Below are 15398 nucleotides of genomic sequence, written 5' to 3'. Positions count from 1 at the left end.
GATTGAATTCCAATTTTATTGACGTTTTTTTAAGAGCGGTCAAACATTATACCCGACAGATATACAGATTAAAATCCTGCGCACTGGTGGATCTGAATTGGGTTTTTCTCATTAATTAGAATAATCAGGCAACTTTCTTGATTTAACTCAGACAATCATCTACCTCATTGGCGTTATAGTGATTTTCCTGTTCCTACCTCCGCGGCTTCTTTTTGAACAAGCGGAAGCATAATGAGAATTAACAATGACCCAAATTAATGAACAACGTCTTGTAGAACATTTCTGCGATCTAGTGAAAATTGATAGTGAATCTCGTAACGAAAAAGCGATTGCTGAAGCTTTGGCTGAGCAACTCGGTGAACTAGGTTTTGAAGTTCACAAACTGGCGGTTCCTGAAGAAGTGTCTAATGGTTTCAACATCTACGCTCGTCTAGATGGCACTCTTCCAGGTAGCACAGTGTTCAGCTGCCACATGGACACAGTAACGCCAGGCATCGGCATTGAGCCAATCATCGAAGACGGTATCATCCGTTCAAAAGGCAACACAATTCTAGGTGGTGACGACAAGTCTGGTATCGCAGCTATCATGGAAGCGGTTCGTTGCATTAAAGCTGAAGGACAAGAGCACAAAACTATCGAGATTGCATTTACTGTATTCGAAGAAGGCGGTCTGTTCGGCTCTTTGAACTTCGATATGTCTTACATTCAATCTGAGCACGCAATCGTACTTGATACAGGCGGTCCAATTGGCACTATCGTAAACGCAGCGCCTGGCCAGCAGAAGATTGTTGCTAAAATCAAAGGTCGCCCTGCTCACGCTGGTTTAGCACCAGAAGAAGGCATCAGCGCAATTCAAGTTGCTGCAGACGCTATCACTAAGATGAACCTACTTCGTATCGATGAAGAAACGACAGCAAACGTTGGTATTGTTGAAGGTGGTCAAGCAACTAACATCGTAATGCCAGAGCTTAAAATCGTGGCTGAAGCACGTTCTCTAAACGGCGAAAAGCTAACGGCTCAAGTTGAGCACATGATCTCTACATTCCAAGAAAGTGCTAAGCAGTTCGGCGCTGAAGTAGAAATCGAATCAACTCGTGCTTACGATGCATTCGTTATTGCAGACGATCATCCGCACATTCTTTCTATCAAATCGGCGTTTGAGAAGCTTGGCGTCACAGCGAACACTAAACGCACTGGCGGCGGTAGCGATGCAAACAACTTCAACGCAAAAGGCCTGACAACAGTTAACCTTTCTACTGGTATGGCGAAAGTTCACACCACTGAAGAGTACATTGCAGTGAAAGACATGGTCGCAATCACTGAGTTTGTTGTGGCTTACGTAACGCAATAATCGAATCCATTAGTTGGGTAGTCACTTCTATCTAGCACAATGAAAAAAGCCGAGACATCAACACGATGCTCGGCTTTTTGCTATTTAGGTGAACATAGAAGGTCGAATCTAAAACCCTCTACGCTTCCAGAATTGGCCTTCGTCTTTTGCTACTAGGTCGAATGTCTTGTCGGCGATGATGTTGCCTTTTAGCTCAACCGTCATGCGCCACTTTCCTAGCTTGTTCGAGACAGGAGCCCAGATAGTGTCACCTAAGTAGAAATCCCAGTCATTGTTACCGACATACTCCTCACCATCAAACGGTTCGAGCACTTCACCTTTGTCTGTGGTGATGTTTGGGTGATAAATGCAGTAACGGATCTTCTCACCTTTGGCTTTTTTGATATTCAGGATATAGCCAAACTCTACGTCGATTTCAGCATCAACGGTGGTGGTGAACTCTTGGATTTTTGGAAGATCTTTAGATTTTGAATCCCATGTGGAATAGATACCATAAGAAGTCATGTCGACCACAACAGAGCGCTTTGCCATTTCAATCGTTACCTTGAAGTTGTTCTATTAATTTAATTCTATTTGCCATTCAGCCACGCAAGCAGAAGAAGAACGAGGCTATTCTTGCCAGTCTTTCGCCATACGCTTAATTACTGAAGGTTCAATGTCGTGAATAGTGCCATATTGCTCTCGGCACACTTCGATAATTAATTCTGCTTTATATTTGAGTGCAAGTTGGCGGTAGGCTTTCATTTCCCAATGCTTAATAAAGGTATTTGAAACAACCACATCAAACCCTTGCTTTAAGCCGTTTTCAGCTGTGTTTTGACACCACTCATGAGCTTGTCGCAGCTGCCTAGGATCAAAATGGTACTCACCTTGCTCATTCACATAATACATATCGGCTTCGACATGCAATGCATCGTAGGTTTTTGCTTTTGTTGATTTGCCAGAACCGGGCAACCCTCGAATGAGTATTAACTTCATCTGTCACTTTACAGGCTAATTTGAAAACATGAGTTTATCGTAAATAGTAACGAGTTGCTCTGATAACTGCCTCTGCTCAGCATACGAAAACCAAGTACTTACACACGACTCAGACAATCACTGAATACAATGAGACTCCCCTCGAAGCGCGTGGATTGCTTCTGATAGAAAACACAAATAATTTACATCTATCCATTTTGCATATCGACAAGCGTATCAAACTACTATAGATTTAGATGTATAGACGTCTACATATCTAGCTTAGGGAGAAAGCTGTGCCTATTCGCATTCCAGACCAATTGCCAGCATCCGATGTTCTTCGTGAAGAAAACATCTTCGTTATGCCGTTATCAAGAGCATCGACACAGGAAATTCGTCCACTTCGAGTCTTGATCCTCAACCTAATGCCGAAGAAGATTGAAACTGAAACTCAATTTTTACGCCTACTATCGAACAGCCCATTGCAAGTGGATGTAGAGCTGCTGCGCATTGATGATCGACCAAGTAAAAACACACCGACTGAACACCTTGATAACTTTTATCGCCAATTTGAAATGGTCAAAGGCAGAAACTTTGATGGATTGATCATCACTGGTGCGCCGCTTGGCTTGGTTCAATTTGAAGATGTGATCTACTGGGACCATCTGAAAACCATCATGGAATGGGCAAACAAGCACGTTACTTCAACTCTATACGTGTGTTGGGCAGCTCAGGCTGGTTTGAAATTACTCTATGATTTGCCAAAACGCACTCGAAAAGAGAAGCTGTCTGGTGTTTACAACCACGAGATACATAACCCATACCACCCTATTTTACGTGGCTTCGACGATACATTCTTGGCTCCGCACTCTCGCTATGCGGACTTCTCTCAAGAGTACTTAGCGGAACATACTGACCTTGATGTTCTTGCGACTTCTGATGTTGCGGGCGTATACCTAGCGGCGACCAAAGATAAACGAAACGTGTTTGTAACGGGTCACCCTGAGTACGACTCTCACACACTTCACAATGAGTACATTCGTGATTTGGGTGAAGGCATGGAGCCTGTGATACCAATCAACTACTACCCGAATAACAATCCAGACAACAAACCGGTTGCAAGCTGGCGCAGCCACGGACACTTGTTGTTCTCAAACTGGCTAAACTACTGCGTTTACCAACAAACGCCTTACGATCTGGATCATTTCAGCGAAGACAACTTTACCAAAGACGATTAAGTTCTTTCTTCCGATTCACAAACACATAAACCGTGTTCAGTATGTTGTTGATAAAACGACGAATTGGACGCGGTTTTTTTATGGTGTGTGGGTCGCATTCCATAATAGATTTACCACTTCAACGGGTTTGATTTCATATGATGGCTTGGTGTTCATAAGGAGCTTCACATGCCTGCCAAGCCGTCATTCTCAAATCCGATTTCGTTGTCCCGCCCTCTTTCGTTATCAAGTGTGGTACTACTTGCCTCGCTTTCCTTGGCCGGTTGTGTCTCTGTCACTGAAGGACCGCCAAAGATTGAAAGTGATCCTATCGCGATGTCTGAATCTCGAATCGAATTAGGTTTGGGCTATATGGGACAAGGCAATATGGTGAGAGCGCGTGAAAACCTTGAGCTCGCGATTAAACACGCACCTAGTTACTACCGTGCTCGGCTTTCAATGGCGCATTACTACGAACAAGTGGGTGAAGTAGATGAAGCGAGAAGCACTTACCGCAAAGCACTCAGTCTTGATTCAAGAAATGGCAATGTATTGAACAACTACGGTACCTTCTTGTGTAAACAGGGCGAATACGAACAAGCCGATAATTACTTCAATCGCGCCATCGACCAACCCTACTACTACTTGGTGTCTGCAAGTTATGAAAACGCCGCGTTTTGCGCATTTAAGGCTGGCAATACCGACCAAGCGAAGTACTACTTCAGCAGAGCGATTGACCACGATCCAAACCGCGTAAAATCGATACTACAGTTATCAAAAATTGAAGTGAGTGACGCCGATTACAATGACGCTCGAATCCGTTTATTCAAATTCCACCAGCGTTATGGCTATCAAATTCCATCGCTTAAAATCTTGGTCGATCTCGAAAACAAAGCAGGTAATAAAGCTCTAGAGCAGAAATATCAGAGTAAGTTAGATGAGTTGCTTTCTGCTTAGGTTATATGCAAAACACAAAAAAAACGGGCTTGTTGCGTTAACAACAAGCCCGTCCGTATTTCAGCTTAATATCTTAACTAAGTGCAGCCGCTATTTTAGCGCGATCCACTCTTGTCTTTGCTCATCGTCCATAAAGGTCCATGCGATAAAGCGACTTACCTTCTGGCCTTGTGACATCTCGACGACTTTCACTTGTTTAGCTCTAAGCTTGCCAAGCTCTGAACGAACCATATCGACGTTATCTTTCTTAGAAATCAATGTCGTAAACCACAAAACTTGAGTAGCAAAAAGTTGACTCTCTCTTGCCATCTTCATAATGAAAGCGGCTTCACCACCTGGGCACCAAAGCTCGGCTTTTTGACCACCAAAGTTTAAGGTTGGTTTAGCTTGCTTAGTTGATTTATCTAACTTAACTGGCTTCTTGTTCGTTTCAGGCTTGAATGACTGACCGGCTTTCTTAGCACGGTTCGCCGCTAGATTATCCAGTTTACGTTGTGACCCCTTTTCAGCCTCTTCAAGAGAGCTGTGGAATGGAGGATTACAAATAGTGACATCGTAACGTTCATTATCCTTAATCACGCCCTTAAAGATAGATTCAGAGTCAGCTTGTAGGCGAGCGCGGATCTTACCTTTTAGATTAGGGTTGCTTTCCGCTATGAAGTTCGCTGTTTTGATGGAGACTGAATCAACATCTGTCCCTGTACAACGCCACTTATACTCTGTCGCACCAATGATTGGGTAGATACAGTTTGCACCGACACCAATATCTAATGCTTTCACAGACGCGTGGTTATAGGGTTCACCTTGGCCATCGCTATTAAGGATGTCGGCCACTCTGTGAATGTAGTCTGCACGACCAGGAATTGGCGGGCACAAGTAACCAGCAGGAATATCCCAATGTTTAACGCCATAGTGATGCGCCAACAAAGCTTTGTTGAGTAGCTTAACAGCCAATGGATCAGAGAAATTAATGGTGTCTTCGCCAACCGGATTCTTGATCAGATGCTCTTTTAGCTCAGGCAAGGCTGCAACTAGTAACTCGAAGTTATAGCGGCCAGTGTGCTGGTTTCTTGGGTGTAATCCACCTTGAGGTTTTTCAGCCGAGCGTCTTTTCTGAGCTGCGTTCTTGTTAAAAGCCGTTTTATTGAAAGAACCCTTATTCGATGATCCTTTATTGGCACCCGGTTTACCTCTGCTATCTTTTGCAAAAGGTCGCTTTGCTTTGTTATTGCCCGCGCCTTTAGGTGCACTATTCTTGCGGCTTTTATCAGATGTGTTCTTTGTAGAAATACGCTTGTCGCTGCTTGGCTTAGCTGTACTTGGCTTAACATCAGCTTGGTTGTCTTTTGTTTTTGCTGATGAAGTGCTGTTTTTCGACAGGCTTAGCGTCGTTCTATTTTGTGATTGGCTCATTGGGCTACTTCTTTAAATCTAAATACATCATGAATAAACGGGCATCCAACTCAAGTTGATGATATTCCGGTTCCATGTGACAGCATAGTTGGTAAAAGGCTTTGTCGTGCTCTTTCTCTTTGATATGCGCCAGTTCGTGTACCACCAGCATTCTTAGCAAAGGTTCTGGTGCATTTTTAAAAACACTGGCGATACGAATTTCATTCTTTGATTTGATCTTTCCACCGTGATTCTTAGCAACGTAAGAATGCAGACCTAACGCATTATTGATTAGGTGTATCTTGCCGTCGTAAATCACTTTGCTGATCGGTGGTGTTTTTTTCATGTAGCGATTTTTTATCTCAATCGCATAGTCAAACAGGGCTTTCTCGCTTTTTATTTCATGATTCTTTGGGTAGCGAGCTTCAAACCAAGGCACCAATTTACCCGACTCTACAAGTTGAGTAACAGGATCAAGAATGTGCTTAGGATAGCCTTGAATATAGCGTAAAGAAGGATGCATGCTGAAAGACCGTACAAGTTACACCACGACAATACGTTGTGGTCTTGAAAATTGAGCCGCATAGTGTAACTGATCACACTTTTCTAATCACCTAGGATTCGTTACACTTTAGCGAGATTCACCAAGAGAATGAAAAAATGAAACGTGTTGTATTGTACGTCGCAGACAAATGCCCGCACTGTAAAGATGCCCAAAGGTATTTAGACTCTAAGAAAATTGTTTACCGCCTGACGAATGCAAAGATGCAGCGTGGTCGTAAAGAATTACAAGCGATGGGTGCTCGTTCTATCCCCGTGCTTAAGATCGGCGATCAAGTGATGGTCGGCTGGAATCAGAAGAACTTCGATAAGATGTATAACTCAAAGAACACCTAACGTGCTCTGAGCCAGTCATACTTCTATACAACAAAGCCCGAATATCCAATCTAGGATGTTCGGGCTTTGTTTATTTAAATCTTACTAAATCACACATACCGCTTAACGAAATCAATAAAGGTTCTGTCAGCTTTCGACAAATACCCTTCCTTTCTCCAGGCCAACGATAGATTCAGTTTTACAGGGTCTTTAAATGGCACGCCTATCACGTCTTTCTCATATTCCGTCACTAAGCTCAACAGCGCGGTGATCGCAAACTCTTGTTTAACGATAGAAAGAATCATCGGGAGCAAGTTGGTTTCAAACGCAATGGTCATATCAAGATCGTACTTCTTACAGGTCGCATCAATAAAATCGCGGTGGAAATAGCCCGATTTAAACATGATCAGCTCTTGAGCAAAGAATTCTTCAAAGGTCATCGAAGGCTGTTGTGCTAGCGGATGCTCCTTACCGACAACGGCGACCATCTCAGAACTTAACAGATGATCCGTTTCCAAATCATCTGGAACGTTCTCATGATTAATTACGCCAATATCGAGTTCGCCGTTTAACAGCATTTCACGAATCGATGCGGTGCCAGCATCAATCAAGGTCAACTTTAGGTTTGGGTATTGGCTTTTAAATGCCATCACTACTTGGGGGAAAAAGTAACTGCCCATCATACTTGGAGCGCCTAATCGAACCTCGCCTTTTTCTAGCCCCTTTAGTTCATTCATCGCGAGCTGAGCATCATCAAACTGCTGGGCGATTCGCTTTGCATGCTCAAACAGTACTTTGCCCTCCTCCGTTAAAGTGACGGATTTATCGCCTCGACGAAATAGAATCAACTCTAGTGTCTGTTCTAGTTTTTTAATGGAGATACTCAATGCAGGCTGTGCGATATGCAGCGCTTTGGCCGCCTGGGTGAAGTTACCAAACTGAGCAACAGCCAGAAAATGTCGAAGTGGTTTTGATTCAAGCATGGCGATATATTTAATATATAGAGGTAATATTTTTAATATATTTCTTTAATCACACCTGTACTGATAACTTGTTCACAAATAGCTTACTAACTCGCGCAGGCACAACGTAAATGTTTGATAAAGGCAGTCCTCAATACAAACGTATCACTCAATCATTGGCGATTGGTTCATTTATCATTTTCTGTAACCTTTACCTCTTTCAGCCTATCTTGCCGCACATGGCGGAGCACTTCCAAGTATCTGAAACTCAGATCAACTGGTTGTTTGCTGCTACAACACTCGGCCTTTCGATTAGCTTGGTACCTTGGGCAATTGCCTCTGAAACCTTTGGTCGTAAACCCATTATTCTGTTCAGTCTGTTCGCTATCCCATTAATAGGGTTAAGCATGGTGTTCACGACTACCTTGTTGCAACTCGTTATTGCCCGCGCATTTATGGGCATCGCTGTGGCGGCGTTTGCTGGTGTGGCGGTTGCCTATATGGTTGAGGAGTTAACACCCAAAGCCTTTGCTGTCGCGATTGGAGGTTATATTGCGGCCAACTCATTGGGTGGAATCTTCGGACGTGTATTAGGCGGCTTAATTACAGACTATTTCGATTGGCATGCAACTGTACTGTTTTTCGTTGTCGGTTCATTGCTTGGTGCACTCTTTATTGCCTATCGCCTACCTGACCAACAGAACTTCAAACCTCAAAAAGGGCTGTTCTTTCATCACAACCGCTCCGTTGTAATGCACTTAAGAAACCGCACACTGTGGCTTGCCATGTTGATTGGTGGTGCTAACTTCGCGCTGTTTGTTAACCTGTACTCTGTAATGGGCTTTAGGCTAGTATCCGAACCTCACTCGGTACCCGTTGGTTTAGCTTCACTGATATTCCTATGTTACTTGGCCGGTACGGTCAGCTCTAAGCTATCAAACAAATGGACACTTCGCTTTGATCCGTTAAACGGAATTTTGATGGGCGTGTGCATTAGCTTAATTGGAATGCTGGTTTCTGCGGTCGATAAAGTCCCGTTCATGTTAGCTGGCTTGTTATTGATTAGTGGCGGTGCGTTCTTTGCCCACACTCTTGCCTACTCTTGGGTGAGTCAAAAAGCACCGAGCGCTAAGGCGACAGCGACCGCGCTCTATCTGGTTCACTATTATATTGGCGGTAGTTTAGGTGGATTCTTGCTTTTATATTGCTGGCAACTGTTCGGTTGGAATGGCGTGATTGCAGGTGGTTCAATCTTCTATGTCGCGATATTTGCTTGGGTCTATCAGTTGAAACAGCTACAAGTATCGACTTCCAAACTCGCACAAGCATAACTACGACTGAGTTTGTAACTCAATTATTGCTTTTGATTAACGTCCGTTCTGATATCCTACGCAAAATTTCATTTCGGAACCTGTTATGTCGAACACTCAAAGCACAGATCTTCAAACCATCCACGACCAAGTTAAACAATGGTTAGATGATGTCGTTATTGGCCTAAACCTGTGTCCATTCGCAGCCAAGCCACAACGTAATAAACAGATTAAGATCTTTGTGAGTGAAGCGAATACGGAAGAAGCGTTATTGGAAGACATCATGACGCATTTCGTAGAGTTAGATAACACGCCTGTCGCAGAGTTGGAGACGACTTTGGTGGTTGTACCCAACATGCTGCAAGATTTCTTCGACTACAACATGTTCATTGATTGGATTGAAGCGTTGATCAAGCAAGAAGATTGGGAAGGCGTTTACCAAGTAGCAACCTTCCACCCAGACTATTGTTTTGGTGGTGCGGATCCAGAAGACGATGAAAACCTAACGAACCGTTCTCCGTACCCGGTTTACCATTTGATTCGTGAAGCGAGTATGGAAAAAGTGTTGAAGCACTACCCTAACCCTGAAGCGATTCCTGATACCAACATCGCGAGAGTTGAATCCTTAACTCCGGAAGAACGTCGTCAACTGTTCCCTTATCTGTTCAGCTAATCGTTCAGTTAATCGCTAACAAAATGGCTCATATTCCTGAGCGTTCTTGATGATATGGACGAGAAATGAACTGATCTCGTCCATTTTGTTTCGCAATATACAGGCATTCATCGGCAACTTTGATGAGCTTATCTAACGCCGACATCCTTTCCCCTTTGGTATCCCCTGTACTCAACTCAAAATGACACGCACCGATTGATATAGTGACAGGCTTTCTATCCAGTGTGATTTTCTTCATCTCTTGCAAAAGAGTCATGAACTTATCTTCAACACAACTTGGTGTTTTATTTGGGTACCAAAGAATGAACTCCTCGCCACCAAAGCGCGCCACAAACTCACCTTCTTGAGTGTTATTGCTCAGCACGCTCGCCACTTTCTTTAATACAACATCGCCCATTTGGTGACCGTAAATGTCGTTAACCTGTTTAAAGAAGTCGATGTCGACAACCGCCAAGGTTCCCTTTCCTAAAGAGCCTTTTAACTGCTCGACTTCCGCATTCAACGTTTTAAACAAGCAACGTCTATTTGGCAAGTGTGTCAGAGGATCATACAGAGCTTGATACTCCAATTTCTCATTCAACTCTTTGAGTTTTCGTTCTTGCTGCCTTCTAACCAGCTCCACTTCGATCCATGATGCCATTAGTCTCATCACGTCGACATCGAACTCTTTGAACTCACGATGATAGGGTGCTGGGCTTGAAAAGTTTAAGGTGCCATAAAGCTCATCATTAACGAAAATGGGAACCCCAATATAAGACTCCAAGCCAAAAGACTGGTAAGCAGGATGCTTCGCATACTTATCGTGTTTGCCACAATGCTCAATACAGATAGGACCAATCGATTTACAGGTAATTTCGCAATAGGTTGAACGATAATCAAAAGTGTCACCGCTATTGAGTTCTACCCCTTCAGGCGTAACACAATGTTCAACAACATAAGTATTGCCATCGACTTTCGATAAGATACCAATATCAAGGTTGAAGCGTTCAAGCCCCATAATAAGCAGCTGAGCGATCTGAATATCGAAGCCCTTTCGATAATCATTGGTGATTTGATACAAGCGGCGTATAACAATTTCGCTTTCACTGGCTTGGTTCATAAATGGGATTCCACTACTGCTGACATTAATGACAACATTAATATTTCGTATATTAAGAAGAGTAAAGTGTAAAAAAACATAATAATCAATTAGTCTGTATGCAAAATACCTCATTGGTCCAATGAATAAAAGTCGCGTTCTTCCACTTTGCGTTAGCACCCCATTCCTACCTTTGTTAAAATGGTCCATTAACGAAACAGAATGGATAGGAATATGAACCTTTCTCAACTAAACCAAGAAATCTACGATCACCTTTACCGCGACATTGAAGAGTTCCGCAGTACTTTTGATCTGCCGGTTGCTGCTCCTGAAACAATGGACGAAAAAGGCGATACGCTACATACCTCTCTAGCGGTCGAAGAGCTAACAGAACTTGCAGAAGCTGACTCTAAAATCGAACAAGCGGACGCTATTGTAGACAGCGTTTATGTTTTGATGGGACGTTTGGTTCACCTTGGCCAATCCAAAGTAGAAGACAACCTAGCGATCAGCTACTTAATCGACTTACTGTTGAACGTTGCCAAAAACCGTTCAATTGACTTCTTACCTTGCTGGGACGAAGTACACTCAAGCAACATGAGCAAAGTATGCCGTAATGAAACAGAATACGCAGAAACAGAAGCATTCTATGCTGAGCAGAACATTAAGCTAATGGCGGTTCAAAAAGGTGAATACATCATTGCTAAATGCGCTGAAGATTTTGTATCGGAAGGTAAAACAGTTCGCCAAGGTAAAGTACTAAAATCTGTACACTACCGTCCTGCGAACCTTGAGCCTCTTACAGCTTAAGTAGAGTTAAAACTGAAGCGCTTCAAAGCATCAGTTGACTGAAATAGAAAACGCCACGTTATTGTAACGTGGCGTTTTATTATCTGTCTGTAAATTCTAACTGTGTAGCTAAGCGCTATACCAGTCGTGCCATATGATAAGCCGCCACATATTCGCCATTTCTGAAAGCGAACCCTGCGGACTCTCCTTCAATCACGAAACCAAACTTCTTATACAGACTGATCGCTCTTTCGTTATCGGTATACACCGTTAACTCCATTCGCTTGATGTTAATCCAGTTATCACACAAGTCGATTGCTGTTGCGAGCAGTTGGCTACCGACACCTTTGCCTAACACATCGTCTTTAACACCCATACCAAATGAAGCCACATGTCGTCTTCTTGGATTCACACACACTTCCATTCCCAAGTTGCCAACAATCTCATCGTCGATCATCGCGACATACGAGTACACGTTGTCAGGCATATTAGAGATTCGTTTTTGCCAGCTTTCCAGAGATGGATTTGGGAGTTGCAGCGTACCGGTATAAGCATTAGTGCATTCGTAAACTTCTTTTATTCCCTTCGCATCTGACGGCTCAGACCGTCTCACTATAATACTCATCGCAACTCCTAATATTTCTTCGCTAAATATGAAACACATCCTCAATGTGCACCTAAACACACTAGCAAATAGTGAATATTTAACAATAGGTTAGATGAACTTATCTTATTGGGCTTAGTTGATACTGAGTAAACGCCCTCGTTCGATATCTTGCTCAAGTACCTCTGGTGTCAAGTCGCCATGTCCATGGTGATCGTGATTATGGTTATGGTGATGCCCATGATCGTGGCCGTGTGAATGACTTTGATGTTCATTTGATCTTTGAGCTAACTTATCTGAATCCAAATAAGTGTCAGTCAAATCAGCACAATAATCTTGAGTCCATAAGCGACGAGCGTCGTCATCACTCATGATTTGCTCAGCTTTAGGGCCCAACTTATCCATGTAGTACATCCCCAACTCCTCACCTTCTACATTGGCGTGGTTGATAAGATTCATGAAAGCAGGTTCTTGATTCTCATCTGATAGATGACCATTTTTGTAACACACGGTTAGACCAATAATGTCATCGCCAAGTTGCTCTAATGCAGGGTTAAAATGATTGTGACTGTGATTATGTTCGGCAGCGGCGACAAGCATTGGAGTAAGTAAAACACATGCGATAGCCAGTAGCTTAATGGTATTTTTCATGGGATAGACCTTCTGTATTTTCGAATACAAATTTGATTAGTTGGCTGACTTAGCTTCTTGTAAGGTGAGCTAAGCTGAGGGGAACTTCATGAGCATTTCAGCCTGAGTACCCCTCTGTCTCACTACAAATAATCAATGTGATTGGATAACAAGGCTCGATATAACGAGCGTTCTGTAGACAAAAATCACTTATCAACTACGATTCTTGCTGGTGCGATGGTGTAAGTCATTGGCTTCACCTCCCATTCACCTTTTGCTTCCAATGCAACCGCTAGTGCTTGCGCCTCTTCACATACCTTCGCTGGTTTTCCGTCAGCCCAGTATGATGGGCCCGAAGTGTAGCCGCACATCACTGAAAACGTGTGTTGGCCATTCTTTGTGGTGTATTCCGTCATAATGACACCACCTTCTCCATGCGTTATTTTTAGCGAGCCTTCATCGGCGACATGCATTGAATCGGAAGGATTCGGTTTGACATACGTTGTGTAGGTCCCACCATCTGACATGGATTGGTTGTCATACATGGTGTAGCCTTCTTTTTCTGAAGGTAAGGTCAGTTCGTAGTTAGGATCAATATCCGCTAAACGTTCTGAGTTATTCGTCGCACCAGGTTGATAGTTGTGAGCATTGGATTGTCCGTTAGCGAAAACAGACGCTGACACTAAAGATAGAATGACGACCGCTAAAATTGATTTTTTCATAATGAACTCCAGATATTCTAAGCAAAGATGTTGTAAGCAATAGTTTTTATGATTGAGTAAGAGAATGGGTTTATTTACCTAACTTTTTAGGATGTGAGGGCAATATCAGCCCTCACTACAAATACCCTATTTGTTGTCGGTTCCTGCTCCTTCACCAGGCTCAGTTGGACGACTTACCGACTTGCGCTCAAGGTTGTGGTGAGCACGCACTCTATCCATGTATTCTTGCTTGGTGTTCATACCTTGCTTCATTGCTTCTGGTACTTGTTCAGCTGGGATCACGATGTCACGGTCGACTGGCCACTCAGTTAACAGCTCTGGGTGGTAGCCTTCTGGGTAGTACAGTTTTGGATCCAACTCTAAATCACGAATCTCTTGTTCTTGTATGTCTTCACGGCTGTTTTTCGGCAGCGGGATTCTAAAGTCAGACCCATCGGCCATATCAAATTGTGGCGCTCGCGCATTCGGGAAATCAGGTAAAATACCTTCACGAACCCACGCATTATCTTTAGTCATGTTAACGACAATGCCATCTGGCGCACCGAAGTGGTAAGGCCCTTGCCAATGGTGTCGAACCTCTGCAACGGTTTCCTCATTGAGATATGGGTCGAATGTCATGTGCGTTGTCATGAACAAGCGCGGTTGTACTTCATTCGCCACATAACCCGCCGCGTACGCTGGTGTATGGTGAGTATCAACGGTGTAACGTGCTAAGAATGGCGGCACACCTTGAATAATCGAAGACACACCGAACGTTTCGGTTTGCAGCTCAGTAATGAACAAGTCTGCACCTTTTGCGTATTTCAAATCCAACTCGGTTGGGCGACCGTCTCCTGTCCAAACAAATGAAAGCACTCGACCGTCATCTTGAGTCCAATTCAAGCGGTAACCAGACGCGCCATCTTTTGCGTGACTGCGTCGCCAGTGAATCACTTCCACATTGTCTTGGTCATAGATAACGCCACCGTCGTCGCGGAAATCAAACTCGTGTACCACTATGTCGTTGCCTGATGGGAACACATCAAATGCATCGGTGTGCCAGTTCAACATTTGCTGCATGCCTTCAATCATATGACGAGTGCCATATTCTGGAGTCGCACCACTCGGGCCATAAATGTTAAGCGGCTTTTCCCAGCGGCCATTCCAACCACCAAATTGATACAGATAAGGTAATGAGCCGTAATGATCTACGTGCAAGTGAGTAATGAAGATATGGTCGAGTTCATTCATCGCGACACCCGCCGCTACGTAGTTCGCAATTGATCCTTCACCTAAATCAAAAACAAAGTTAGAGCCGTTACCCAGTTCTACGTATATCGAGGTGTTTGCCTGCCCCGGGCGAATCATTGGTGATGTCCCCATGAACGTGACACGCATTTCATCCGGTTGAACTTCTTCAGTGCGTGGGAACCAGTTTGCGCCCGACACCATGTGATCGCCATAAGGTGCAATGCCCTCAAACATCAGGCCTTCTTTCCAACCTGAATTGGTTTCTTTGCGATAGTCACCATTGTTTACACCGCCCATTAACACAGAAAGCACTTCTTCTTCTGAAGAGTACAAGTTCCCCTTAGGTTGAGTGCTCAGATACTCTTCAAGGGTTTCACCCTCGTGATATTCAAATTTCTCGAGTTTTTGAATATCAGAGTTAGTCTGCTTGGTGTTGTATTGCATCATTGGGTCAGCAGCAAAAGCGGTTGTCGTGATGATCATTGCTGTAGAGATGATTGATAATTTTGCGAAAGTTCTCATAGTTTCACCTATCGGTCTGAGTATTTAGTAAATGAATGAAGTTCCTTCCTCACTCCGATGCAAACAAGTTTATTAATAAACAGAACCTTGATATATAGTGTAAACTTTACTTAAAACCTCCATTTCAT

The 15398-nt window shown here is 43.5% G+C and carries 17 protein-coding genes; 7 read left to right on the top strand and 10 right to left on the bottom strand.

The window, feature by feature from the left end:
- Positions 1-244: 244 nt before the first annotated feature.
- Positions 245-1351: a M20/M25/M40 family metallo-hydrolase gene (locus tag AB4185_RS04180; RefSeq protein ID WP_017066442.1), complete on the top strand. Its 1107-nt coding sequence runs from the start codon at positions 245-247 to the stop codon at positions 1349-1351.
- A 108-nt stretch (positions 1352-1459) separates the two neighbouring features.
- On the opposite strand, the gene AB4185_RS04175 is transcribed toward AB4185_RS04180, so the two are convergent.
- Both AB4185_RS04175 and AB4185_RS04170 read right to left on the bottom strand, forming a co-directional pair.
- Positions 1460-1882 (bottom strand): DUF3859 domain-containing protein, encoded by a 423-nt coding sequence (locus tag AB4185_RS04175; protein WP_019824122.1) that lies wholly within the window; start codon positions 1880-1882, stop codon positions 1460-1462.
- 78 nt (positions 1883-1960) lie between these two features.
- The gene (locus AB4185_RS04170; RefSeq protein WP_102333268.1) at positions 1961-2329 is read right to left on the bottom strand and encodes an ATP-binding protein; all 369 of its coding nucleotides are present in this window, start codon (positions 2327-2329) and stop codon (positions 1961-1963) included.
- Between the two features lie 275 nt (positions 2330-2604).
- Here AB4185_RS04170 and metA point away from each other — a divergent pair, with 275 nt between their 5' ends.
- Both metA and pilW read left to right on the top strand, forming a co-directional pair.
- On the top strand, positions 2605-3546 hold the full coding sequence (gene metA, locus AB4185_RS04165; protein WP_017059174.1) for a homoserine O-succinyltransferase: 942 nt from the start codon (positions 2605-2607) through the stop codon (positions 3544-3546).
- Between the two features lie 168 nt (positions 3547-3714).
- On the top strand, positions 3715-4482 hold the full coding sequence (gene pilW / locus AB4185_RS04160; RefSeq protein ID WP_017065536.1) for a type IV pilus biogenesis/stability protein PilW: 768 nt from the start codon (positions 3715-3717) through the stop codon (positions 4480-4482).
- A gap of 90 nt (positions 4483-4572) precedes the next feature.
- Here the strand turns inward: pilW and rlmF are convergent, their stop codons facing one another.
- On the bottom strand, positions 4573-5895 hold the full coding sequence (gene rlmF, locus AB4185_RS04155) for a 23S rRNA (adenine(1618)-N(6))-methyltransferase RlmF (RefSeq protein ID WP_017066172.1): 1323 nt from the start codon (positions 5893-5895) through the stop codon (positions 4573-4575).
- Between the two features lie 4 nt (positions 5896-5899).
- Positions 5900-6397 (bottom strand): YgjP-like metallopeptidase domain-containing protein, encoded by a 498-nt coding sequence (locus AB4185_RS04150; protein WP_004734935.1) that lies wholly within the window; start codon positions 6395-6397, stop codon positions 5900-5902.
- A gap of 137 nt (positions 6398-6534) precedes the next feature.
- On the opposite strand from AB4185_RS04150, the gene AB4185_RS04145 reads away from it, so the two are divergent.
- Positions 6535-6771 carry a glutaredoxin family protein gene (locus AB4185_RS04145; RefSeq protein ID WP_016786183.1) on the top strand — a complete coding sequence of 79 codons (237 nt, stop codon included), beginning with the start codon at positions 6535-6537 and terminating at the stop codon, positions 6769-6771.
- 89 nt (positions 6772-6860) lie between these two features.
- Here the strand turns inward: AB4185_RS04145 and AB4185_RS04140 are convergent, their stop codons facing one another.
- Positions 6861-7733 (bottom strand): LysR family transcriptional regulator, encoded by an 873-nt coding sequence (locus AB4185_RS04140; protein ID WP_017066171.1) that lies wholly within the window; start codon positions 7731-7733, stop codon positions 6861-6863.
- A 110-nt stretch (positions 7734-7843) separates the two neighbouring features.
- On the opposite strand from AB4185_RS04140, the gene AB4185_RS04135 reads away from it, so the two are divergent.
- Both AB4185_RS04135 and AB4185_RS04130 read left to right on the top strand, forming a co-directional pair.
- Positions 7844-9043: an MFS transporter gene (locus tag AB4185_RS04135; RefSeq protein WP_171733532.1), complete on the top strand. Its 1200-nt coding sequence runs from the start codon at positions 7844-7846 to the stop codon at positions 9041-9043.
- A gap of 85 nt (positions 9044-9128) precedes the next feature.
- Entirely contained in the window at positions 9129-9695 is a 567-nt protein-coding gene (locus tag AB4185_RS04130) for a DUF1415 domain-containing protein (RefSeq protein WP_009846920.1), read from the top strand.
- 28 nt (positions 9696-9723) lie between these two features.
- Here the strand turns inward: AB4185_RS04130 and AB4185_RS04125 are convergent, their stop codons facing one another.
- The gene (locus AB4185_RS04125) at positions 9724-10794 is read right to left on the bottom strand and encodes a diguanylate cyclase domain-containing protein (protein ID WP_372074054.1); all 1071 of its coding nucleotides are present in this window, start codon (positions 10792-10794) and stop codon (positions 9724-9726) included.
- A 213-nt stretch (positions 10795-11007) separates the two neighbouring features.
- On the opposite strand from AB4185_RS04125, the gene AB4185_RS04120 reads away from it, so the two are divergent.
- Complete coding sequence (locus tag AB4185_RS04120) at positions 11008-11583, top strand: nucleoside triphosphate pyrophosphohydrolase family protein (protein WP_372134930.1); 576 nt, start codon at positions 11008-11010, stop codon at positions 11581-11583.
- 115 nt (positions 11584-11698) lie between these two features.
- On the opposite strand, the gene AB4185_RS04115 is transcribed toward AB4185_RS04120, so the two are convergent.
- The 4 genes from AB4185_RS04115 to gntH form a co-directional block, all read right to left on the bottom strand.
- A complete protein-coding gene (locus tag AB4185_RS04115; RefSeq protein ID WP_017068284.1) occupies positions 11699-12187 on the bottom strand; it encodes a GNAT family N-acetyltransferase in 489 nt (162 codons plus the stop codon).
- A 114-nt stretch (positions 12188-12301) separates the two neighbouring features.
- A complete protein-coding gene (locus AB4185_RS04110; protein ID WP_256799666.1) occupies positions 12302-12817 on the bottom strand; it encodes a hypothetical protein in 516 nt (171 codons plus the stop codon).
- A 185-nt stretch (positions 12818-13002) separates the two neighbouring features.
- On the bottom strand, positions 13003-13518 hold the full coding sequence (locus AB4185_RS04105; protein ID WP_372134928.1) for a hypothetical protein: 516 nt from the start codon (positions 13516-13518) through the stop codon (positions 13003-13005).
- A 126-nt stretch (positions 13519-13644) separates the two neighbouring features.
- Positions 13645-15270 carry a guanitoxin biosynthesis MBL fold metallo-hydrolase GntH gene (gene gntH, locus AB4185_RS04100; protein ID WP_017068281.1) on the bottom strand — a complete coding sequence of 542 codons (1626 nt, stop codon included), beginning with the start codon at positions 15268-15270 and terminating at the stop codon, positions 13645-13647.
- Between the last annotated feature and the right edge of the window lie 128 nt (positions 15271-15398).

Source organism: Vibrio sp. 10N.286.48.F5 (genome assembly GCF_041469785.1).
Taxonomy (GTDB): Bacteria; Pseudomonadota; Gammaproteobacteria; order Enterobacterales; family Vibrionaceae; genus Vibrio; species Vibrio crassostreae_C.
The sequence above is the reverse complement of the archived record's forward strand: the minus strand, read 5'-3'. Positions and strand labels throughout refer to the sequence as shown.

Bases quoted from the DNA above. Each gene is read 5' to 3' on its own strand.
- AB4185_RS04110 (WP_256799666.1), bottom strand. From the start codon at position 12,817: ATGAAAAATACCATTAAGCTACTGGCTATCGCATGTGTTTTACTTACT.
- pilW (WP_017065536.1), top strand. From the start codon at position 3,715: ATGCCTGCCAAGCCGTCATTCTCAAATCCGATTTCGTTGTCCCGCCCT.
- AB4185_RS04115 (WP_017068284.1), bottom strand. From the start codon at position 12,187: ATGAGTATTATAGTGAGACGGTCTGAGCCGTCAGATGCGAAGGGAATA.
- AB4185_RS04120 (WP_372134930.1), top strand. From the start codon at position 11,008: ATGAACCTTTCTCAACTAAACCAAGAAATCTACGATCACCTTTACCGC.
- AB4185_RS04150 (WP_004734935.1), bottom strand. From the start codon at position 6,397: ATGCATCCTTCTTTACGCTATATTCAAGGCTATCCTAAGCACATTCTT.
- AB4185_RS04175 (WP_019824122.1), bottom strand. From the start codon at position 1,882: ATGGCAAAGCGCTCTGTTGTGGTCGACATGACTTCTTATGGTATCTAT.
- AB4185_RS04145 (WP_016786183.1), top strand. From the start codon at position 6,535: ATGAAACGTGTTGTATTGTACGTCGCAGACAAATGCCCGCACTGTAAA.
- AB4185_RS04180 (WP_017066442.1), top strand. From the start codon at position 245: ATGACCCAAATTAATGAACAACGTCTTGTAGAACATTTCTGCGATCTA.
- AB4185_RS04140 (WP_017066171.1), bottom strand. From the start codon at position 7,733: ATGCTTGAATCAAAACCACTTCGACATTTTCTGGCTGTTGCTCAGTTT.
- AB4185_RS04170 (WP_102333268.1), bottom strand. From the start codon at position 2,329: ATGAAGTTAATACTCATTCGAGGGTTGCCCGGTTCTGGCAAATCAACA.
- AB4185_RS04105 (WP_372134928.1), bottom strand. From the start codon at position 13,518: ATGAAAAAATCAATTTTAGCGGTCGTCATTCTATCTTTAGTGTCAGCG.
- gntH (WP_017068281.1), bottom strand. From the start codon at position 15,270: ATGAGAACTTTCGCAAAATTATCAATCATCTCTACAGCAATGATCATC.
- AB4185_RS04135 (WP_171733532.1), top strand. From the start codon at position 7,844: ATGTTTGATAAAGGCAGTCCTCAATACAAACGTATCACTCAATCATTG.
- rlmF (WP_017066172.1), bottom strand. From the start codon at position 5,895: ATGAGCCAATCACAAAATAGAACGACGCTAAGCCTGTCGAAAAACAGC.
- AB4185_RS04125 (WP_372074054.1), bottom strand. From the start codon at position 10,794: ATGAACCAAGCCAGTGAAAGCGAAATTGTTATACGCCGCTTGTATCAA.
- AB4185_RS04130 (WP_009846920.1), top strand. From the start codon at position 9,129: ATGTCGAACACTCAAAGCACAGATCTTCAAACCATCCACGACCAAGTT.